This window comes from Streptomyces sp. NPDC047061, assembly GCF_040643955.1.
Classification (GTDB): domain Bacteria; phylum Actinomycetota; class Actinomycetes; order Streptomycetales; family Streptomycetaceae; genus Streptomyces.
Window position 1 is genome coordinate 15,505 of record NZ_JBEYVI010000025.1, and the last position, 20,677, is coordinate 36,181.

General features: G+C 71.6%; 17 protein-coding genes and 1 pseudogene. 8 read left to right on the plus strand and 10 right to left on the minus strand.

The features are described from left to right. Positions 1–6 precede the first annotated feature (6 nt). On the minus strand, positions 7–864 hold the full coding sequence (locus ABZ887_RS30355; protein WP_361295938.1) for a MaoC/PaaZ C-terminal domain-containing protein: 858 nt from the start codon (positions 862–864) through the stop codon (positions 7–9). Between the two features lie 501 nt (positions 865–1,365). On the opposite strand from ABZ887_RS30355, the gene ABZ887_RS30360 reads away from it, so the two are divergent. Continuing rightward, positions 1,366–2,643 carry a sensor histidine kinase gene (locus tag ABZ887_RS30360; protein ID WP_361296330.1) on the plus strand — a complete coding sequence of 426 codons (1,278 nt, stop codon included), beginning with the start codon at positions 1,366–1,368 and terminating at the stop codon, positions 2,641–2,643. On the opposite strand, the gene ABZ887_RS30365 is transcribed toward ABZ887_RS30360, so the two are convergent. Beyond that, on the minus strand, positions 2,621–4,192 hold the full coding sequence (locus tag ABZ887_RS30365) for an alpha-L-arabinofuranosidase B (protein WP_361295941.1): 1,572 nt from the start codon (positions 4,190–4,192) through the stop codon (positions 2,621–2,623). The two genes, ABZ887_RS30360 and ABZ887_RS30365, sit on opposite strands and share 23 nt — an antisense overlap. Positions 4,193–4,454: 262 nt before the next feature. Here ABZ887_RS30365 and ABZ887_RS30370 point away from each other — a divergent pair, with 262 nt between their 5' ends. Continuing rightward, positions 4,455–5,087, plus strand: coding sequence for a response regulator transcription factor (locus ABZ887_RS30370; RefSeq protein WP_361296333.1), 633 nt, complete (start codon positions 4,455–4,457; stop codon positions 5,085–5,087). A gap of 1 nt (position 5,088) precedes the next feature. Here the strand turns inward: ABZ887_RS30370 and ABZ887_RS30375 are convergent, their stop codons facing one another. From ABZ887_RS30375 to ABZ887_RS30385, 3 genes and pseudogenes are all read right to left on the minus strand, one after another. Further along, entirely contained in the window at positions 5,089–5,826 is a 738-nt protein-coding gene (locus ABZ887_RS30375) for a hypothetical protein (protein WP_361295944.1), read from the minus strand. 26 nt (positions 5,827–5,852) lie between these two features. Further along, positions 5,853–6,392, minus strand: a complete 540-nt coding sequence (locus tag ABZ887_RS30380; protein ID WP_361295947.1) for a SigE family RNA polymerase sigma factor — start codon at positions 6,390–6,392, stop codon at positions 5,853–5,855. A 119-nt stretch (positions 6,393–6,511) separates the two neighbouring features. After that, a pseudogene (locus tag ABZ887_RS30385) lies at positions 6,512–6,781 on the minus strand (MFS transporter); the annotation flags it as partial. Between the two features lie 256 nt (positions 6,782–7,037). Here ABZ887_RS30385 and ABZ887_RS30390 point away from each other — a divergent pair. Continuing rightward, positions 7,038–8,291: a transposase gene (locus ABZ887_RS30390; protein WP_361295950.1), complete on the plus strand. Its 1,254-nt coding sequence runs from the start codon at positions 7,038–7,040 to the stop codon at positions 8,289–8,291. A 207-nt stretch (positions 8,292–8,498) separates the two neighbouring features. Here the strand turns inward: ABZ887_RS30390 and ABZ887_RS30395 are convergent, their stop codons facing one another. After that, positions 8,499–9,698: a lipid-transfer protein gene (locus ABZ887_RS30395; RefSeq protein ID WP_361295953.1), complete on the minus strand. Its 1,200-nt coding sequence runs from the start codon at positions 9,696–9,698 to the stop codon at positions 8,499–8,501. Positions 9,699–9,892: 194 nt separating this feature from the next. On the opposite strand from ABZ887_RS30395, the gene ABZ887_RS30400 reads away from it, so the two are divergent. After that, positions 9,893–11,641, plus strand: coding sequence for an MFS transporter (locus tag ABZ887_RS30400; protein ID WP_361295956.1), 1,749 nt, complete (start codon positions 9,893–9,895; stop codon positions 11,639–11,641). A 157-nt stretch (positions 11,642–11,798) separates the two neighbouring features. Here ABZ887_RS30400 and ABZ887_RS30405 read toward each other — a convergent pair whose 3' ends face one another. Next, positions 11,799–12,851 (minus strand): aldo/keto reductase, encoded by a 1,053-nt coding sequence (locus tag ABZ887_RS30405; protein WP_361295959.1) that lies wholly within the window; start codon positions 12,849–12,851, stop codon positions 11,799–11,801. A gap of 341 nt (positions 12,852–13,192) precedes the next feature. Between ABZ887_RS30405 and ABZ887_RS30410 the strand changes: the two genes are divergently transcribed. From ABZ887_RS30410 to ABZ887_RS30425, 4 genes are all read left to right on the plus strand, one after another. Beyond that, on the plus strand, positions 13,193–13,846 hold the full coding sequence (locus tag ABZ887_RS30410) for a class I SAM-dependent methyltransferase (protein ID WP_361295962.1): 654 nt from the start codon (positions 13,193–13,195) through the stop codon (positions 13,844–13,846). Between the two features lie 22 nt (positions 13,847–13,868). Further along, positions 13,869–14,789 carry an N-acetylmuramoyl-L-alanine amidase gene (locus ABZ887_RS30415; protein WP_361295965.1) on the plus strand — a complete coding sequence of 307 codons (921 nt, stop codon included), beginning with the start codon at positions 13,869–13,871 and terminating at the stop codon, positions 14,787–14,789. Between the two features lie 135 nt (positions 14,790–14,924). Further along, the gene (locus ABZ887_RS30420; RefSeq protein WP_361295968.1) at positions 14,925–15,740 is read left to right on the plus strand and encodes a hypothetical protein; all 816 of its coding nucleotides are present in this window, start codon (positions 14,925–14,927) and stop codon (positions 15,738–15,740) included. A gap of 95 nt (positions 15,741–15,835) precedes the next feature. Next, entirely contained in the window at positions 15,836–16,846 is a 1,011-nt protein-coding gene (locus ABZ887_RS30425; protein WP_361295971.1) for an LLM class F420-dependent oxidoreductase, read from the plus strand. A 21-nt stretch (positions 16,847–16,867) separates the two neighbouring features. Here the strand turns inward: ABZ887_RS30425 and ABZ887_RS30430 are convergent, their stop codons facing one another. From ABZ887_RS30430 to ABZ887_RS30440, 3 genes are read right to left on the minus strand one after another with little or no spacing between them, the layout of a single operon-like run. Further along, positions 16,868–17,647 carry a hypothetical protein gene (locus ABZ887_RS30430; protein ID WP_361295974.1) on the minus strand — a complete coding sequence of 260 codons (780 nt, stop codon included), beginning with the start codon at positions 17,645–17,647 and terminating at the stop codon, positions 16,868–16,870. Then, a complete protein-coding gene (locus tag ABZ887_RS30435) occupies positions 17,634–19,265 on the minus strand; it encodes a VWA domain-containing protein (RefSeq protein WP_361295977.1) in 1,632 nt (543 codons plus the stop codon). The genes ABZ887_RS30430 and ABZ887_RS30435 overlap by 14 nt, the downstream gene beginning before the upstream one ends. Beyond that, on the minus strand, positions 19,262–20,548 hold the full coding sequence (locus ABZ887_RS30440) for a hypothetical protein (protein WP_361295980.1): 1,287 nt from the start codon (positions 20,546–20,548) through the stop codon (positions 19,262–19,264). Before ABZ887_RS30440 ends, ABZ887_RS30435 begins: the two co-directional genes overlap by 4 nt. Positions 20,549–20,677: the final 129 nt, after the last annotated feature.

Genomic DNA, 20,677 nt, shown 5'->3' on the forward strand with positions numbered 1-20,677 from the left:
AACTGATCAAGAGTGTTCGACGATCGTGTCGGCGAGGACCGGCGCGTCCTCCCGCTCCACCGCGCTCACGGCGACCCGGACCTGTCCGTCGCTCCGCCACATGCGGATGCACAGCGTCTCCCCCGGGTACACCACGCCCGCGAACCGGGTCCCGTACGACCGCACCCGGCTCACGTCCCCGTCGAGCAGCGTGTCCACGACCGCCTTGAGCGTCATGCCGTAGGTGCACAGCCCGTGCAGGATGGGCCGGTCGAAGCCGGCGCGCTTGGCGAAGTCGGGGTCGGCGTGGAGCGGGTTGTAGTCGCCGGAGAGGCGGTAGAGCAGGGCCTGGTCCTCGCGGATCGGGCGCTCGACGGTCCGGTCGGGCTCGCCCGCGGGCGGGTCGAGCCGGGTCGAGGGGCCACGGTCGCCGCCCCAGCCGCCTTCTCCTCGTACGAAGATCTGGGCGTCGTTGGTCCACAGCGGGCCGTCGGCGTCGGCGACGTCGGTGCGCATCACCAGGACGGCCGCCTTGCCCTTGTCGTACACGGCGGCGATGCGGCCGGTGGCGGTGGCGGTGCCCGCGGCCGGGATGGGGCGGTGCAGGGTGAGGGACTGGCCGCCGTGCAGCACCTTGGCGAGGTCGACGTCGACGCCGGGCATGGACAGTCCGCTGATCACCCCGGGCGAGCCGGCGCCCGCGACGGTGGCGAAGCTGGGCAGCACGTGCAGCCGCGTCTCCAGGGTGTAGCGGAGTTCGTCGGGGTCGGTGGCGGGGCGGCCCGCGCCGATGCCGAGGTGGTAGAGCTGGACGTCCCGGCGCTCCCAGCCGATCTCTCCCGACCGGGGTTCGGCGGCGAGGGCCTTGGCTGCGTCGATGGGCATACGGCTCCTGAGGTGTCTCAAGACCTCGGCACGGCCGTCCGCACCGTCGGCCGCACCGAGGTCGTCCACGGGGCGGTCCAGGGGGTGTCCGGCGGATCACGTCGGCGTCGCGGGCCCTGGCAGGCGCGGCCGCCGCACCAGTTCCCGCTCGGCCCGGCCGACAGGCGACGTCTCCTGCGGCCAGCCTGATCCGCCGGACCCTCCCTAGAACGCGTTCCAGTCCAGCGCCCCTTGTATAGCCCAGCGCCCGTGACTTGTGAAGTCTCCTGACGGTGTGTCAGTTCGCTTGACGCCCGGGACATTTGTCCTGCCGAAGTCCGTACGTGCGCATCTGCCGGGCGGGCGGCCCGGATCCGTAGCGTCGTACCCATGACGCGGGCACAGTGTGCCGCCGTGTCCTTCGCGGGCACGGCGCCGGCCTTCTGGCCGCCGGTGTTCGGTTCGTACGCTGTGCTGTCGTACCGCCGGTCCGGACGGACCGGCCGACCGGGGGAGCGAGAGATGTACTGGACGCGAGGAGTCCGCCGCCGGCTGCGCGACTGGCGGGCGGCGCAGGAACGGTGGAAGGCGGACATGCGGGCCTTCCGGGCCACGGAGAAGGAGGCACGCCGGACCGGCGCCGGGGTGCCGGAGCAGCCGGGTCCGACGCCGACCCCGTTCTCCCTGCTGCCCTGGCTGCTGATGGGGCTGGGCGCGTTCTCCAACCTGTTCCAGGGCAAGACCGCCGATCCGTGGGTCGGCGGCCTGGGACTGCTCACCTTCAACTCCCTCTACATCTACGTGGCGGCCCGCGCCTTCGTGAAGGAGAAGCGGCAGGCGCCCTCGACCCGGGTGGCGCTGGCCCTGATGGCCGCGGTCACCTGCGGCCTCGCCGGCGGCTACGGCGGCAGCTGGCAGCTGTTCTTCCCGCTGCTCGGGCTGGCGACGGGCGCGGTGCTACGGGGCGAGCAGCTGCGCTGGGCCGGCGCGGCCGTCGCCACGCTGGCGGGTGCGGTCACCGCCGGCCGCGACGGCTGGAACGGCCTGAACATCGGGTACGCCACCTGGATCTCGACCATGGTGACGGCGGCGATCCTCGGTCTCTCCGAGGCGGTACGGGAACTGCGCGCCGCCCGCGAGCAGTTGGCGCACCGGGCCGTCGAGGAGGAGCGGCTGCGGTTCTCCCGTGACCTGCACGACCTGCTCGGCCACACCATGTCGGTGATCGTGGTGAAGTCGGAGGCGGCCCGGCGGCTGGCGCCGCGGGACATGGACGCGGCGCTCGCCCAGATCACCGACATCGAGTCGGTGGGCCGGCAGGCGCTCACCGAGATCCGCGAGGCCGTCACCGGCTACCGCGAGGGCAGCTTCGGCACCGAACTGGACCGGGCCCGCTCGGTGCTGGACGCGGCCGGGGTGGAGCCGGTGGTCGGCCGCTCGGGTGCCCCGCTCGCCCCGCAGACCGAGGCGCTGCTGGGCTGGGTGGTGCGGGAGGCGGTCACCAACGTCGTACGGCACTCCGGCGCGAGCCGCTGCGAGATCACGGTCGACGGCAACGCCGAACGGGTCCGCCTCACCGTCGCCGACAACGGCACCGCCACCGGTCCCGCCGACGGACCCCGTCCGGAGGGCGCCGGCGGGACCGGGCTGAAGGGGCTGACCGAGCGCCTCGCGGCGGCGGGCGGCTCCCTCAGGGCCGGCCCGGCGCCGCGCGGCGGCTTCACGGTCACCGCGGAACTGCCCGTCGAGGCGCTGGAGCTGCTGACCTCAGCGGCTCCTACGGCGCCCACGGCGAGCTGACGGCCCAGCTCACGTCGTCGGTCCAGGACGTGGCGCTGTCCCAGGCGTTGGACCCGCCGTCGCTCGCTATGTAGAGGTTGTAGTTGTAGTGGCGCAGGTATTTCGTCGGGTAGTTGTACGACGCGAAGGACGTGCCCGTACCGCTCTTGCCGGTCGTCGGACAGAACGTGGCGTCCTGTCGGAACGTGGTGGTCCCGTCCATGGGCTGCCGGTAGATCTTGAAGTTGTAGTGGCGCAGGTAGTCGCCGGGATAGTTGCGCGACTCGAAGGAGACGCAGGAGCTGTCGGCGAGGCCGGGGCGGACGATCCAGGTGGCGTCGCTCTTGTCGAGGGCGGAGCTGCCGGAGGTGATGGCGGACAGGATGCCGGCGTTGTTCTGGTGGCGGACGTAGTCGCCGGTGCAGCAGGACGTCGTGGCCCGGAGGGAGATCTCCGAGGCGGAGTCGAGGGTGCCGGTGGAGCCGGTGGCACCGCCGTAGCCGACGGAGACGATGTTGGACTGGACGGTGTCGTCGGCGGCGTCGGTCGGGATGCCGGAGGTCATCACGCCCTCGAAGAACGAGCCGATGGAGCCGTTGCTGTTGTCGCCGCCGGTGCCGAGGACGATCGCGCCCTCCTGGTGCATCGGGGAGTAACCGCTGCTGGTGCTGGGCTCACTGCCGGAATAGGTGGTGGCGAGACCGCCCGATTGTGCGTTTCCCCATTTCAGTGCGAAATGGTCCTGCCCGTTGTTCTTCAGCAACGCGGTGACGAACGGTATCGCCCCGGTGCCCGTGTTGGACGAGTTGGTGCTGTAGCCGAGGTTGGACTGGAACAGCCCGTTCTCCAGGTCCGCCTGCACCCAGGGGCCGGAGCCGTAGCAGGGCGAGAACCAGCACTCGGTGCCGAAGTTGATGGCGTCCATGTGGCCGTTGCCGGTGTCCTGGTTGTTGGTCTCGGCGTTGCCGTAGTCGAAGCAGCAGCTGCCGTTGACATGGGTGCCGGAGGTGACCATGTACATCCCCTCGGCACCGCCGTTGGTGGCGACGCCCGAGGTCGAGTTGTCCCGGTAGCCCATGCCGGCCGAGATCTCCAGGCCGTAGACCTGGTGCCCGCCGACGGTCACCGGCAGCGCGTCCGCCGGGGCGCCGACATCGGCCGCGCCGGCCCCGCCGGCGCCCTCGACCGTGAGGTCGTTGTGCTTGCTGGACTGGTCGTAGATCCTGGTGATGATGCAGGTCGTACCGGCGCAGAAGGAGTTCTGCGCGGCCGCGTTGGCGTAGCCGCCGGTGGCCAGCAGGCCGATGTTGGCCGTGGCGCTGTCCGAGGCGCGCTGCACCTGGTAGAGGGAGCCGCTGTACGACGAGTACAGCGCCCGGACCATGCTGTGCGCGGCGACGCACGGGGTGCCGGCGGCGGCGTAGACGTCACACGGCAGCGAGCTCGCGGCGGACGCCTCGGGGGCGCCGGCCCCGACGACGAGCGCGGCGACGGTCGCGAACGCCGCGAGCACGGACAGCACGGCTCTCCTGACACGCGGCGGACAGGAGCGCAGGACTCGTGCAGGCACTGAGAACACGGTGCACCTCTTCTTGGTTCCTCGTAGGGCGGTGCGGGTTCTTGCCGTCCGGTATCCCGAACGTTGTTCGATCGAAATACCGAACCTATTCAGCTGTCGAAATACCGACCATTCGCCGGCCATTCAGGGAATTGCAGAGGTGATTGTTTGAGCACGGTCAACCGCCGTCAAGCCCTGCGGCGCGGAACAATAACCACTCTTTAATGGCCGGGTCCGGAGCTAGGCTTGGGCTGTGTACGAGCCTGCGAACGAGATGCCCCGGGACCACCGGCCCGCCAAGTCCATCAGGGTGCTGCTCGCCGAGGACCAGGGGATGATGCGCGGGGCTCTCGCCTTACTGCTCGGGATGGAGCCGGACATCGAGGTCGTCGCCCAGGTCGGGACGGGCGACGCGATCACGGACGCGGCGCTGCTGCACCGGCCCGACGTGGCCCTCCTCGACATCGAACTGCCGGGCATCAGCGGCCTGGAGGCGGCGGCGGAGCTGCGCGAGCAGGCGCCGGACTGCCGGGTGCTGATCCTCACCACCTTCGGGCGGCCGGGCTATCTGCGCCGGGCGATGGAGGCCGGGGCGGCCGGGTTCCTCGTCAAGGACGGGCCGGTGGAGGAACTCGCCCAGGCGATCCGGCGGGTGCTCACCGGGGAGACCGTGGTCGACCCGGCGCTCGCCGCGGCCGCGCTCAGCGCCGGGCCGAGCCCGCTCACCGCCCGCGAGTGCGACGTGCTGAAGGCATCGGTGGACGGCGCGACCGTCGCCGACATCGCGGCGAAGCTGCATCTGTCGGAGTCGACGGTCCGCAACTACCTCTCCGCCGCGATCGGCAAGACCGGCACCCGCAACCGCGCGGAGGCGGTACGGGAGGCCCGGCAGCAGGGGTGGCTGTGAGCTACTTGATCACCCCCGCCGTGTTGTTCCCCTGCCCCGCCGGCCCCAGGCACACGAACCAGCCCACCGGGGAGCCGGCGGCGACGGTGGGCCGGACGATGACCTTCGTGCCGCCGTCGAAGTAGCACTCGACCAGCTGAGCGGTCTTGGCGACCCGCCCCACCACGAGCCGGTCGTCCTTCTCGGCGTCGCCCTTCCTCAGCGGCAGGGAGTCGAACACGATGTCCCGGCCCGCCATCCGGTCCCACCGGGTGACGCTGTCGAAGAGCACCTCCCTGGAGCCGCTGCCGTCGCCGTCGTACAGGCTCGCGAAGTACGAAGTCCTGCCGACCAGATGCGCGAGGTCGGGCAGCGCGTCGGCATCGATGCCGAACTTCCGCATCGCGTCCAGCTGCGTGACCGCCTCCGCCTTGTCACGCGGCGCTCCCCATACGGACAACACCACGCGCCAGCGCTTGCCCTGGTCCGTGCCGTGGGCCAGCTCCGTGACCTGAGGCTTCAGCACGTGCCGTACCTGGGTGGCCACCTGTGTCCGGTGCTCCCCGGGCAGCCCCGCGAACGCCAGCGTGGCCCCCGCCGAACCGCCCAGCACCACCACCGCCGTGGCCGCCACCGCCCACCGCCGTGCCCGGCGCCGACGCCCGCCGCGCAGCACCGACTGGACGGGGGCTATACCGATCTCGACCTCGTCCGCGGCGTCCGCGAGGAGGAGGGCGATGTCCGACTCCGTCTGTGTCATGCCGTGGTTCTCCCGGTTCCCGCTCATCACTTGCGCCCTCCCTGCGTCACCGTGTCGGCCAGTCCCGGTATGGCACGGAGTTTCGCGATCCCCTTGGCCGCATTGCTCTTGACCGTGCCGACCGAGCAGCCCATCGCCTCCGCCGCCTGGGTCTCCGTCAGGTCCTCCCAGTAGCGCAGCACCACCGCCTCCCGCTGCCGTGGCGGCAGCTCGGCGAGCGCCTTGAGCAGGGTGCTGCGGTCGTCGGCCTGGGCGATCCGGTCCCCCGTGTCCGGCACCTCGCGCACCAGGCCCGAGTCGTCCTTCGGTGCGAGGAACTCCTTGAGTTTCCTTCTGTGCCTGCGCGCGTGCGCGTTGATCATCACGCGCCGCACGTACGCCTCCGGGTCGTCGGCCGAGCCGACCCTCCGCCAGGCCACGAAGACCTGTTCGAGCGTCGACTGGACCAGGTCCTCGGCGGCGTGCTGCTCCCCCGTGAGGAGAAATGCCGTACGCAACAGCCGCGGCCAGCGGCCGACCATGAAGCTCTGGAACTCCTCGTTCCGAGCGTCCTTCCGCTCCCCCATGGGCACCTCCTAGATACAAGAAGGAGTCCACGAGCCGCCCGGACCGTTGCCCGCCGCGCCAGAATTCTCCGGCCCACTCCGCGACCGCCCTCCGGCCTACGTCGCGACGGCGCCCCGGTCTACTTCGCGAAGACCGTCCGGCGCGGCAGCCACAGCAGCATCAGGACCGCCCCGGCCGGCAGCAGCCCGGTGCTGGTGCGGAAGGCCGCCGCGTACCCCTGGGTCAGGGCGGCCGCCCCGCCGTCCGGGCCCGTCCTGGCCGCCGCGATCGTCGACATCACCGCGAGTCCCAGCGAACCGCCCATCGTCCGCGAGGTGTTGACCAGCCCCGAGAGCAGCCCGGCCTCGGCCGGCGCCGCCCCGGACGTGGCCAGCGCGGCCAGCGGGGTCCTTCGCGCAGGGCGCCCCGCCCTTCGGGGCCGGGGTGAATGCGTGCTCCCGCGGAGCGGGACAGGGATGAGTAGCCGCCAGGGCAATTCCTCGTCTCCGCGCACAGGCCTGAGGGCGGCCTCGGATGGTCGGTGGTGGCAAGTCGAGGGCTTTGTGGCCGGGGATTCCCTGGGGGCATGGTGTGTGGGTCACTCTCATGGGTGATGTTGATCGAAGACATACGTGGGTGGGGAACGGGGTGGCTAGGTTCACGGCATGTCACGTTTCCGGATGTACCCGACGTCTGCGCAGGCGGAGCAGATGCTGCTGCACTGCGCGCACGCCCGGTACGTGTGGAATCTGGCTGTGGAGCAACATGCGTACTGGAGGCCGGGCCGGGGGTCCGGGCCGGGTTTTGCGGAGCAGTGCCGCCAGCTGACCGAAGCGCGTGCCGAGAACGAGTGGCTTGCCGCCGGGAATGCGGACGTGCAGCAGCAGGCCCTGAGGGACTTCGCCAAGGCCAGGAACGCTCGCTTTGCCTCCGGCTTTGGTGAGCCGACCTGGCGCAGGAAGCACGTGCACGAGGGTTTCCGTGTCATCGGTACTGATCGCGTACCCGAGTACGAGCCCGACGGCAGCGCGAAGCTGAACCCGAAGAACGGTAAGCAGGTCATGGGCCGTTCCGTGGTCGTGCAGAAGCTCAACCGGCGGTGGGCGCGGGTGAAAGTGCCCGGCTGTGGCTGGGTGCGTTTCCGTCTCACTCGTGCCGCACTGCCTGCCGCGAAGACGTTCCGGGTCACCTTCTGCAACGGGCAGTGGCATGTGGCGTTCGCCGTCGTCCCCACACCGATCGACGCGCCGACGGCCGACGGGGTCATCGGCATCGACCGGGGCGTTACCATCACGGCCGCTCTGTCCGACGGCCGGAAGCTGAACTGCCCGCAGCTCACGGTCAAGGAGCGCGCGCAGATCCGCAAGCACAAGCGGCGCGCAGTTCGTGCGCCCAAGGGAAGTGGTGCCAGGGCCACCGAGTACGCGAAGGCCGCCCGGTTGAAGGCACGTGAGGCGAACCGGCGCAAGGACTGGTGCGAGAAGACCAGCACCATGCTTGCCCGCACCTACGACGTGATCCGCTTCGAGAAGCTGAACATCAAGAACATGACCCGCTCGGCGAAGGGAACCATCACCGAGCCGGGTAAGAACGTCCGGCAGAAGGCCGGGCTGAACCGGGGCATCCTTGCTCAGGGCTGGGGTCTGCTGAGGCGGCGCACCGAGCAGAAGGCTCCGGGCCGGGTCGAGGATGTGCCCGCGCCGTACACGAGTCTGCGGTGCAGTGCCTGTGGTTGGATCGAGAAGAAGTCGCGCAAGAGCCAAGCCGACTTCGTCTGCGTGTCCTGCGGGTTCACCTGCAATGCCGATGAGAACGCAAGTATCAACGTCGCGGCAGGACAGGGCGGGATCCCCCGCCCCCGGCAAATCAGCCGGTGCCGGAGGGGTGACAGCGGCCATCGGCCGTTCGAGCGCCCGTGAACCTCAACCCACCTGGGTTGGAATCCTCCTCTTTTGAGAGGGGGAGGATGTCAAATGCAGAACATCGCCGACAGTACGGCGGGATATTCGTGGGTCGTCCGCGGCTTCGAGCATGAGTGTCATGCTCCCAGCCCGGCTGCGGTCCTTGTATCGGCTTTTCGGCCCGCCCGGCCCTAGGTCCCCGGTCGTACGGCCCGCTCCTACGGCCTACGCCGCCGTCCGGAACAGCGTCACCACGGCCGCCCCGCCCAGTCCGATGTTGTGCGCGAGCCCCACCCGGGCGCCGGGCACCTGCCGGTCCCCGGCCGAGCCGCGCAGCTGCCAGACCAGTTCGGCGGTCTGTGCGAGCCCGGTCGCGCCCAGTGGATGCCCTTTGGAGATGAGCCCGCCGGAGGGGTTCACCACCCAGCGCCCGCCGTACGTCGTGGCGCCGGACTCCACGAGCTTGCCCGACTCGCCGACGGCGCACATGCCGAGCGCCTCGTAGGTCAGCAGTTCGTTGACCGAGAAGCAGTCGTGCAGTTCGACCACGTCGACGTCCTCGATGCCGAGGCCGGCGCGGTCGTACACCTGGCGGGCCGCCGCCCGGGACATCGGCTGTCCGACGACGTCGATGCACGAGCCGGACGCGAAGGACTCCTCGGTGTCGGTCGTCATCGCCTGCGCGACGATCTCGACGAGCCCGGTGAGCCCGCGCCGTTCGGCGAACCGTTCGGAGACGACCACGGCCGCCGCCGCGCCGTCGGAGGTGGGCGAGCACTGGAGTTTGGTGAGCGGGCGGTGGACGGTGCGGGAGGCGAGGATGCCGGGGACGTCGTACACGTCCTGGAACTGGGCGTACGGGTTGTCCGCGGAGTGCCGGTGGTTCTTGGCGGCCACTGCGGCGAGCTGTGCCTCGGTCGTGCCGTACCGCTCCATGTGCTCGCGGGCCGCGTCGCCGAAGATCTGCGCGGTGGGCGGGGTCATCTCGAAGCCGTGCCGGGCGGCCATGACGCCGTAGTGCCGGGCGACGGGGGAGGTCGAGAAGTCGCCCCCGTCGGCCCCGCTCCCGAGCGCGCCCCTTTTCATCTTCTCGAAGCCGAGGGCCAGGACGCAGTCGGCCGCTCCGCCCTCGACCAGCTGGCGGGCGAGCATCAGGGCGGTCGCGCCGGTGGCGCAGTTGTTGTTGACGTTGTAGACGGGGACGCCGGTGAGACCCAGTTCATAGGCGGCGCGCTGGCCCGCGGTGGAGGGCTGGAAACAGTAGCCGACGGGAACCTGTTCCACCTCGCGGTAGGTGATCCCGGCGTCGGCGAGCGCGGAGCCGCCGGCCTCCCGGACCATGTCCCAGTACTGCCAGTCCCGACTCTCGGGCTTCTCGAACTTGGTCATTCCGACCCCGGCGACATACGCCTTCACAGCAGCCATGACGCGGGAGATTAGAACACGTTCCACAAACAGGCCAGACCCTGACGGTGGATCAGAAACCCATGGGACGGTCAAGGATTCGTTAGCAGCTCGAAGCGACGGAATAGTTGCCTGTGCATACGAGGTTTACCGTGCACTTATCCCGCACGCATGCCGTACTTCCCGTCACTCTCTCGGCCCGGAGGCCCCACCCCATGACGCACACGACCGACCAGCCCACCCGGGGCGCGAGCGGGGCCGTGGTCCCGGTCCTCGCCTTCGCGGGCATCGTGGTCGCGGTGATGCAGACCCTGCTCGTTCCGGTCATCAAGGACCTCCCGCAGCTGCTGGGCACCGAACCCAGCAACGCCACCTGGGTCCTGACCTCGACGCTGCTGTCGGGCGCCGTGGCCACCCCGATCATGGGCCGCCTCGGCGACCTCTACGGCAAGCGGCGGATGCTGGTCCTGAGCCTCGCCGTGATGGTGGTCGGCGCGCTGGTCAGCGCGCTCACCAGTGACCTGCTCACGATGATCGCGGGCCGGACCCTCCAGGGCTTCGCCATGGGCGCGATCCCGCTGGGCATCGGCCTGATGCGCGACATGCTGCCGCGCGAGAAGCTCGGCTCGGCGATGGCCCTGATGAGCTCCTCGATCGGCGTCGGCGGCGGCCTCGCGCTGCCCGCCGCGGCCCTGGTCGCGCAGCACATGGACTGGCACGCCCTGTTCTACGGCGCGGCCGGCCTCGGCGTGCTCTCCATAGCCCTGACCTTCCTCGTCGTACCGGAATCCCCGATGCGCGCGGAGGGCTCCTTCGACGTGGCCGGCGCGATCGGCCTGTCGGCCGGTCTGGTGCTGCTCCTGCTGCCCATCACCAAGGGCAGCGACTGGGGCTGGTCGTCCGGCACCACGCTGGGCCTGTTCGCCGCCTCGGTGGCCGTCCTCCTCCTCTGGGGCGTCTTCGAACTGCGCCACTCCGCCCCGCTGGTCGACCTGCGCACCACGGCCCGCCCGGCGGTGCTCTTCACGAACCTCGCCTCGATCATGGTCGGCGTCAGCTTCTACGTCGTCTCGCTGGTCCTGCCGCAGCTGCTCCAGCTCCCGAAGGCCACCGGCTACGGCCTCGGCCAGTCGATGGTCACCGCCGGTCTGCTGGTCGCCCCGCTGGGCCTGACGATGATGTTCACGGCGCCGGTCTACGCCCGCCTCTCCGCCAAGTACGGCCCGAAGACCACCCTGATCCTCGGCATGCTGATCATCGGCATCGGCTACGGCGCCGGTCTCGGCCTGATGAGCGCGGCCTGGCAGAGCCTGGTCATCGCGGTCGTCCTCGGCGCCGGCATCGGCCTCGCCTACTCCTCCCTCCCGGCGCTCATCGTCGGCGCGGTCCCGGCCTCGGAGACCGGCGCGGCGAACGGCCTCAACACGCTGATGCGGTCCATCGGTACGTCCGTGTCCAGCGCCGTCATCGGCATGGTGCTGGCCAACACGGCGAACCACGTGGGCGGTGTCGCCGTCCCGACCATGCACGGCTTCCGGGTCTCGTTCCTGATCGCCACGGGCGCGGTCGCGGTGGGCCTGGTGCTCGCCCTGCTGCTGCCGAAGCGGAGCCGGCCGGCCGAGGTCGCCCAGCACACGCAGCTGCGGGCCAGCAGCGAGGAGGACGCCGTGCTCGCGGGCGCCGAGGAGGTGCTGCGGGGCTTCCGCGGCCGGGTCCTGGACGCCGCGGGCGTGCCGGTGGCCCGCGCCAAGGTGACCCTGATCGACCGACGGGGGCGGCAGGCGGGGGCGACGCTGTCCGCCGAGGACGGCACGTACGCGCTCGCGGTGCCGGCCGAGGGGGCGTACGTCCTGGCCGCGAAGGCCGCGGGTCACGGTCCGCTCGCCTCGTCGGCGACCCACGCCGGGGACGACCGCGCGGTCGACCTGGACCTGGCGCTGCCGGGGGAGACGGTCAGCGCGTAGCACTCCGTGGGGGTGGCCGCGAGTACGACGCGGTCACCCCCGCTTGCTGCGGGACCCGCGCGCTCCGCTGCGCCGTCTGCCGACTGCGGCGCCGTCGTGGCTGGTCGCGCAGTTCCCCGCGCCCCTTCGGGGCGCTGCCGAGGGCGCCGCGCCCGGTTCAGCCCGCTGCCGCGCGCTCCCCCGCCGGGCGCCTGCGGGCGGTCGGGGTGGTGAGGGACGGTGGCTGCCAGACGCCGTCGGCCCGGTAGAGGTCGGTGCCGGGGGCCACGATGTCGTCGATGCGGTCGAGCACCTCGTCGTCGAGGACCAGCTCGGCCCCCTTGAGGAGCGCGGTGAGCTGGTCCATCGTGCGCGGGCCGATGATCACCGAGGTCACGGCCGGGTGCACCAGCGGAAAGGCGACGGCCAGCTCCGGCAGGGTGCAGCCCGCCTCCTCGGCGAGCGCGACGAGCCGCTCGACGGCCGCGTACTTCGCGGCGTTGCCGGGAGCGGCGGGGTCGAAGCGCTGCGGAGAGAGCTTGGCCCGGCCCGTGGTGAGGTCGACCGGCCGGCCCTCGCGGTGGGCGCCGGAGAGGAATCCGGAGGCGAGCGGCGACCAGGTCAGCACGCCCATGCCGAGGCGCTGCGCGGTGGGCAGCACGGCCCGTTCGATGCCGCGGGCGAGCAGCGAGTACGGCGGCTGCTCCGTGCGCATCCGCATCAGCCCGCGCCGCTCCGCCACGTGATGTGCCTCGACGAGGTCCTCGGCGGGGAACGTGGAGCAGCCGAACGCCCGGATCTTCCCCGCCGTCACCAGGTCGCCGAGGACGGACAGCGTCTCCTCGATGTCGGTGGTGTGGTCGGGGCGGTGCACCTGGTAGAGGTCGATCCAGTCGGTGTCCAGCCGCCGCAGGCTGTCCTCGACGGCCTTGAGGATCCAGCGGCGCGAGTTGCCGCTGCGGTTGCGGCCCTCCCCCAGCGGAAAGTGCACCTTCGTGGCCAGCACCACGTCGTCGCGCCTGCCCTTGAGCGCCTTGCCGACGATCTCCTCGCACTCACCGGCCGAGTACATGTCGGCGGTGTCCACGAAGTTGATGCCGGCGTCGAGCGCCGCGTGGATGACGCGGGCACCGTCCTCGTGGTCGGGGTTGCCGATGCCTCCGAACATCATCGTGCCCAGGCAGTGGGTGCTGACCTCGATGCCGGTCTTGCCGAGGACGCGATAGCGCATGCCGGTGCTCCGTCACAGGTGTGGGGTGGGTTGGCGGCGTCAGTGTAGGTCTTGGAGTGCACTTCAGAGCCAGCCCCCGCGGCCAACTTCCGTGCCACACAACCGGCTTGGCGGGCGTGGCGCGCTCCGGCGGTCCCCGGGCAGCGCCGCCCGGGGCGCGCCGGCGGCGCTGCCGCGCACCCCGGCCGGCCGGCCCGCGGAGCGGGTGCGGCAGCATGGAGGTCCGGACAGTCGTACGAGTCACGTGTCAGGAGTCACGCGTCACGAGTGAGTCGTACGCGTCACGAGTCAGTCGTACGCGTCACAAGTGAGTCGTACGCGTGAGGAGTGAGAGGAAGCCCATGACCGCGGCAGCCCCCAAGCCCGAGATCCTGGCCGCGTTCGAGGCGGCGAAGGGGTTCATGCCCGTCGGTGAGGGGCTCGCCCTGTACGCGGCCGCCGTCGAGGCGGGGCGGCTCGGCCTCCCGTTGCTGGAGGTCGGGACGTACTGCGGGCGCTCGACGGTCCTGCTGGCCGACGCGGCCCGCGCGGCCGGGGTCACCGCGCTCACCGTCGACCACCACCGGGGCAGCGAGGAGCAGCAGCCGGGCTGGGACTACCACGACCCGGAGACGGTCGACCCGGAGATCGGGCTGATGGACACGCTGCCCGCCTTCCGCCGCACCCTGCACCGGGCGGGCCTGGAGGACCACGTCGTCGCCGTCGTCGGCCGTTCCCCGCAGATCGCCGCGTTCTGGAACTCCCCGCTCGGCTTCGTCTTCATCGACGGCGGCCACACCGACGAGCACGCCACCGCCGACTACGAGGGCTGGGCCCCCCATGTGGCCCAAGGCGGCCTCCTTCTGATCCACGATGTCTTCCCGGACCCGCAGGACGAGTTCACCGGGCAGGCCCCGTACCGCGTCTACCTCCGCGCCCTGGGGTCGGGCGCCTTCACCGAGGTCTCGGCCCACGACTCGCTGCGCGTCCTGCGGCGAACGGGGGCGGGGATCTGAGGGCGCGGTTAGAGTCGCAGACGTGTCGTACACAGGACCGGAATTCGATCCCCCGCAGCAGCGCCGGTTCCGGCGGGCGCCGCTCGCCGTCGGTCTCGCCGCGCTGGTGCCCGGTGCACTGCTCGGCTGGGTGCTGTACGAGGGGGTCGGCAAGCCCGGCGGGGGCGGTGCCGGGCAGGCGGGCTCCGCGGTGCCCGAGTCGGCGGCCGCGGCGCCGTCCGACGACGCCAAGGTGCCCGGTGCGAGCCCGAGCGCGAGTGCGGCCCGACCGTTGCGGGGCAAGGTCGTCGTCATCGACCCGGGGCACAACCCGGGGAACTTCCAGCACACGTCCGAGATCAACCAGCAGGTGAACATCGGGACGAACTGGAAGGAGTGCGACACGACGGGCACCTCCACCAACGCCGGGTACACCGAGGCCCGCTTCACCCTCGACGTCGCGCACCGGCTGCGGACCCTGCTGGAGCGGCAGGGTGCCACGGTGAAGTTCACCCACGACGGGGACCGGCCCGCCTGGGGACCGTGCGTGAACAAGCGGGCCGAGATCGGCAACGCCGCGCACGCCGACGCGGCGATCTCCATCCATGCGGACGGCGCCCCGGAGGGCGACCGCGGCTTCCACGTCATCCTCCCGGCCTCCGTGCACTCCGGCGCCGCCGACACCCGCCCGATCCTCGCCTCCTCCCGCGCCCTCGGCGAGCGCGTCGAGACCGACTTCGCGAGGGTCACGGGCAGCGCGCCGTCCAACTACGTCGGCAACGGCACCGGTCTCGACGTACGCAAGGATCTCGGCGGTCTCAATCTGTCAACGGTTCCCAAGGTGTTCATCGAGTGCGGCAACATGCGCGATAGCAAGGACGCGGCACTGTTGACCAGCGGTGCCTGGCGGCAGAAGGCGGCGCAGGGAATCTCTGAGGGAATCGTGAGTTTCCTGCGCGGGTAGGCAACGGCGGGCCCCTCCGGGCGGACACCCTGATCGTTCGGACGATAGTGTCCTTCCTACGATCGATTCCTATGATGAGGGGCAGATCCCCGCGACGCCTCCTCCGCCGACGAGACGACCCACGAAGGACCTGAAGTGAATATCCGCTCCCTCACTAGAGGCGACGGCGCGGTGATCGGAGCAGCGGTGTTGCTGTTCGTCGCGTCGTTCCTCGACACGTTCGACAAGTCCGGCAGCGGTGCCCCGAACGCCTGGGACAACCTCGGCCTGGTGATGAGCATGTACGTCGGCGGCATCGCCGGCGCGGTCCTGATCGTCCTCGCCCGGGCACTGCCGCAGCCGTTCAAGTTCGTCGGCCTCGACCTGGGCCAGATCGGCGTCGGCCTCACCGTGTTCTCCGTGTGGACGGCGTTCTGGTCGACCATCGACCCGCTGGGCGCGTTCAGCGACCAGTTCAACGGCGCCGACATCGGCGCCGGTTCCGGTCTGATCCTCGGCCTGATCGCGACGCTGGTGCTGGCCGCGGCCGCGATCGCCACCCCGCTCGTCCCCGCCCTCCAGGCGGCCCTGGTCCCGGCCCCCAAGCCGCCGGCCCCGCAGCCCTACGGCGCCCAGCCCCCCGGCGGCTACGGCTACCCGGGTGCCGCTGCCCCGCAGCCCGGCCAGCCCTACGGCGCCCAGCCGCAGCCCGGCCAGCCGTACGGCCAGCAGCAGCCCCCGGCCGCCGCGCCGCAACAGCCGCAGCCGGCCGCGGACTTCTCGCCGTTCTGGTTCGCCGTCCCGGTGGCGCGGCCGCTGTTCGCGGAGGACGGCTCGACCGCCCCGATCGCCGAACTGGCGCCCGGCACCTGGTACTTGGCGGTCGAACAGCGCGGTGTCGCGCTGGTGGCCCAGACCCAGGACGGCCGCCGCGGCGTGCTGCAGGACACCTCCGGGATCCAGCGCGGCTGAACAGCCCGGCGCATACGGCCCCTTGCCCTTCCGGGTGAGGGGCCGTTGTCGTACAGTCGCCCGGCGATTGTCCGACGTGCGGTCAGGAGGCGGCCATGCGGCTCGGGTTGGCACTCGGCTACTGGGGGCGCGGGCCCTCCGCGGACCATGTGCCGCTGGCGCGGGAGGCGGAGCGGCTCGGGTACGACTCGGTGTGGACGGCGGAGTCCTGGGGCTCGGACGCCTTCACCCCGCTCACCTGGATCGCCGCGCAGACCTCGACGATCAAGCTGGGTACGGCCGTTGCCCAGATGGCGGCCAGGTCGCCGACCACCACCGCGATGCACGCGCTGACCCTGGACCATCTGTCCGGGGGCCGGATGCTGCTGGGGCTCGGACTGTCCGGGCCCCAGGTGGTCGAGGGCTGGTACGGCCGCCCGTTCCCGACGTCGCCGCTGACCGCGACCAGGGAGTACGTGGACGTCGTACGCCAGGTGCTGCGCCGGGAAGGGCCGGTGGCGGTGGACGGGCGCTACCACCCCCTCCCGTACCGGGGGCCGGACGCGACCGGCCTCGGCAAGCCGCTGAAGCCGATCACCCACCCGCTCCGGGCCGGCCTGCCGGTCCTGCTCGGCGCCGAGGGGCCGAAGAACGTCGCCCAGACGGTCCGGATCGCCGACGGCTGGCTGCCGCTGTACTGGGCGCCGAGCCGGCCCGAGGTGTACGGCCCGGCGGTCGCCGACCTCCCGGAGGGCTTCCTGGTCGCGCCCATGGCGCAGGTCAAGGTCTGCGACGACGTGGCGGCGGGGCTGCTGCCCGTGAAGGCCATGCTCGGCTTCTACATCGGCGGCATGGGCCACGCGGCCCGCAACTTCCACGCCGACCTGATGGCCCGCATGGGGTACGAGGAGGAGGCGCGGCGGATCCAGGAGCTGTTCCTGTCCGGGCGGCGGGAGGAGGCCGTGCTGGCGGTGCCGGACGCGTTCGCCGACGAGATCTCGCTGGTCGGCCCGCGCGAACGCATCGCCGAGCGGCTGGAGTTGTGGCGCAAGGGCCCGGTGACCGACCTGCTGGCCCTGGCACCGGACCCGCACACCCTGCGGGTGCTGGCCGAGCTCAACTCCTAGCGGCTGTCCGGCGTCGGCGGTTCAGCGGAAGACGGCGAGCGGGTCCAGGGTCAGCTCCCGGGCCTGGCGGTTCCAGCTGCGCACCTTGCCCAGGCAGCGAGCCTGGAACTCGACGCCGTCCGGGTACTCCTCGTCCCGGAACTCCTCGCGGACCCCGGAGACCGAGCAGGTCATCCTGACGTGGGCCGGCTCGTCCGGGGCCACCCCGTAGCCGGCCCGCAGCACCAGGGTGCGGTCGCCCAGCCTGCGGGCGGTGAAGCGGCCGGTGACCCAGACGAACTCCGACATCACGTCGCTCAGCGCGACCCGCTCGGCGTGCCGCTCCCGCAGCCGCTCGCCGAGCGCCCGGTTGGGCACGAGCCGGTCGGTGAGCAGGTCGGCGTCGACGACCACGTCCTCCTTGCGCATGGTGTCCATGAGCAGCCTGATCACGGTGATCGGGGTGTTCTGCCTGACGTACTTCGTGACGCGTTCCCGGGTGATGTCCTGGGTCGCGCTCCCGTCCCCGATGCCGAGCCGGCCCCTGAGCCCGAACCCGGTGGTGACGTTGGTGCGGTCGGCGACCTCCTGCTCCAGGGCCGCCGCGAAGCCGCCGCTCTGGAAGAGGTCCATGACCCGCTGCTCGTGCAGGTAGAAGCACATGCCGTGGACGGTCCGCCCGCCCCCGCGGCTGCGCCGCCGGCGGACGAACACCGTCACGCCGTACCCGGCGAGGACCGCCCAGCCCAGGACCGTCAGCGCCCACAGGAGGGCCCACGGCCACCCCCACACGCCCCACCACTCGCTGTCAACGGCAGCCACGGATCTCCTTGAAGGCCTCGGAGAGGGAGGAGAGCCCGGCATCGACCATACGGCCCCCGGTGGCCGTGGCGGCCCGCTCCAGGGCGCCGGCGTCGGCCTCTCCGAACGGAACGGTGAACGTCGGCACCGCCTGGGCCGTGCGGCCGAGTGCCTCGTACCGGCGCAGGAACTCCCCGTACGACAGACCGGAGTTGCTCTCGCCGTCGGTCATCAGGACGATCGCCACGGGCCGTTCGGGCTGTGCGCGCACCGCGTCGGCGGCGATCCGGTAGCCGCGGTCCAGCGCCGACCACACGGCGGTGGCGTCGTCGAAGCCGCCGTCGGCGACCACCCGGCCGAGGGCGCGCAGATCGGCGTCGTCGCGGACGGTCACCGTGCGCTCCTGCAGGACCCGGCCGCCGAAGCGGACGACGGTGAGCCGCTCCCCGCGGTAGAAGCGGGTGAACTTGCCGCCGGCGGACCGGTCGGCGCCGCTCAGCCCCGCGAACGCGGCGCGCAGTCCGGCGATCCGCCTGCCGCGCATCGAGGTGGAGAAGTCCAGCAGGAACACCACCTGGTCGGCGGTCGGGTCGGTGGGATCGCCGTAGTCGTCGACCAGTTGCTCGACGACGGCGAGCCGGTCCGGGAAGGACAGGGCGTTGCCGACGGAGGCGCGCAGCGCGGGTGCCGGGGTGACGTCCGGATTGACCGGCCGCCGGTGCGTCGTCTCCATCAGCCTGCGCTGTGCGTCGGCGCCGAGCAGCCAGTCCACCACCTTGCGGTACGCCTCCCGTTGCGCGGGGTGGAGGAGCAGCAGCGGGAAGTCGGAGAGCACCATGCCGTCGTCGGGACGGACGATCTCCAGGGGTTCGCGGAGCTTCTTCGTGGCGTTCAGGGAGAGCAGTTCGGACTCGTGGGCGATCAGGGCGTTGGCCCGGTCCTGGTGGGCCGGGTAGCCGGCGAGCAGGTCGCGGGAGCTGGCGCCGGTCAGGGTCTGGCCGGAGCGGAAGCCCCGCAGCCGGTCGCAGGAGACGTCCTGTGCGCGCAGTGCGCTGCCGGTGCCGGCCGCCGCCGTGGCCACGCCGACCAGCGCGGCCCGCCCGGTGTCGCTGCGCCGCGGGTCGGCCATCCCGAACCGTACGACGCCCCGGGCGGCCGCGTCCGCGATGTCGGCCCAGGTCAGCCGGGACCCGGGCACCCCCTTGCGGAGCCGCTGGGCGACCGAGGGGGTGAGCCCGACCACGACCGGGGAGCGCATGATCGGCGTCGACTCGGGCCGTGCCGTGCTCTTCCCCGACGCCTGCAGCCGCAGCAGGAACGACCGGTCCGAGACCGGCCAGGCGAGGTCGTACGAAGAGTAAGAGGAGTCCGAGGAGTCCGAGGAGTGCGACGGCGTCCCGGCGGCGGCCGGCTGCCCGGCCAGGTCGGCGGTGGCCTCGTACGACATGTCGAGGCGCACCCCGGTGTCCCGTGCGAGGTCGTCCAGCAGCGGTGCCACGTCGGCGAGTTCGGGGCTGGCGAGGACGCGCAGGGTGACCCGGGCGTCGTCGCCCCCGCCGCACGCGGTGGTGAGGGCGGCGGGCAGGAGCAGGGCGAGGGCCAGGCAGGCGGTGCGAACGGCCCGTGCGTACCGGCTCACTGGTCGTCCTCGACCGGCGGCGGGCAGTCGCCGACGTAGGTGATGATGTCCTCCAGGACGTCCAGGGCGGGCTCGTACACCTTGGTCCGGTCGGTGTTCTGCCGGGGTACCTGGATGCCGTGGTCGCGCAGGTACGCGTTGAGCCGCTCGCTGGTGCCGTCCTCGCCGCTGAACCGCACCCGGAAGCCGAGTTCGACGGCGCGGTCGCGGAGTTCGGGGTCGCTCTGCATCAGGTCGACGAGCCGGTCGCCCTTGGGGCTCAGGGAGATCAGCTGGGGCTCGGTGAGGGCGTAGGGGGTGGGGTAGAGCAGGACGCGGCCGGTGTCCTGCCGGTGGTACCTGTCGTGGTACTCGATCTGGTGGGCCAGGTACTGGTGTTCGTAGATGACCGAGACGGGTGCGATGCTCTCGCCCAGGTCGGAGAAGTAGCTGTCGGCCTGTTCGTCGGCCCACATGCCCTGGAGGTCGATCAGGGGCCTGACCTTCTCGGCGAGCCTGCGCACGGCGGCGGAGGCGGCCTCGGGGTCGTCGGTGTCCGTCGTGCCGGGGGTGGTGTTCCCGCCCGCGACGAAGGACAGGATGCTCAGATAGGTGCCGGCCGAGTTGGACTCGCAGACGCTGGAGGTGCGCACCAGCACCCGGCCGCTGTTGCTGCGGCCGCTGACCTTGTGGTAGCCGATGCCGTTCCAGGTGTCGGCCTTGCGGCCGGAGCCGTCCTTGAGGCTCTTCGGGTCGTCCTTGCCGTCGAGCAGCCCCATGAAGCGGCGCATGTCGAGGTCGTAGTAGAGGGTGTGGTCCGCGTCCGAGCCGGGCTGGGGGTGTGCCACCCCGGCCTTCACCAGGGTCTTGGCGTAGTCCCGGAAGGTCGCGAGGACGAGCGGGGTGACGAAGGGGCGCGCGGACCTCGCGCTCGTGCCGTGCTGCCGGTCGAGGATCATCTTCGCGGCGGGCTGGCCGGACGGGAAGACGACGTCCATGCCCTTGAGGGACTGGGTGGCGATGCCCCGGGAGCCGAGGCGGTGGATGTCCACCCGGATGCCGTGCCTGAGCAGCAGCCGCTGTACCTCGCGGTCCTTGAAGAAGTCGGACTTGGAGGCCATCTTGGCCTCGATGGTGACGACGCTCCGGTAGGGCCGGGGCACGTCGGCGGGGAGCAGCAGGGAGAGCGGGCCGGCCAGGGCCAGCGGAAGGGCGAGCAGGACGCGGCGGGGGAAGCGGCGCCGGGGTCTTCGGCCTATGCCGAGCCGGGGCTCGTCGGCGGTGACGGGTCTGGAGTCGGACACCTGCGCTCCTGCCTCTCCGGGGGCAGGATCATCGGGCACCGCCTCGAACAGTCCCCGCCGGAAGCGTCAACTCCGGCCGAACACGGGGCGAACGGCACACCGGCGCCGCACTACCCACAACTCCGTTCG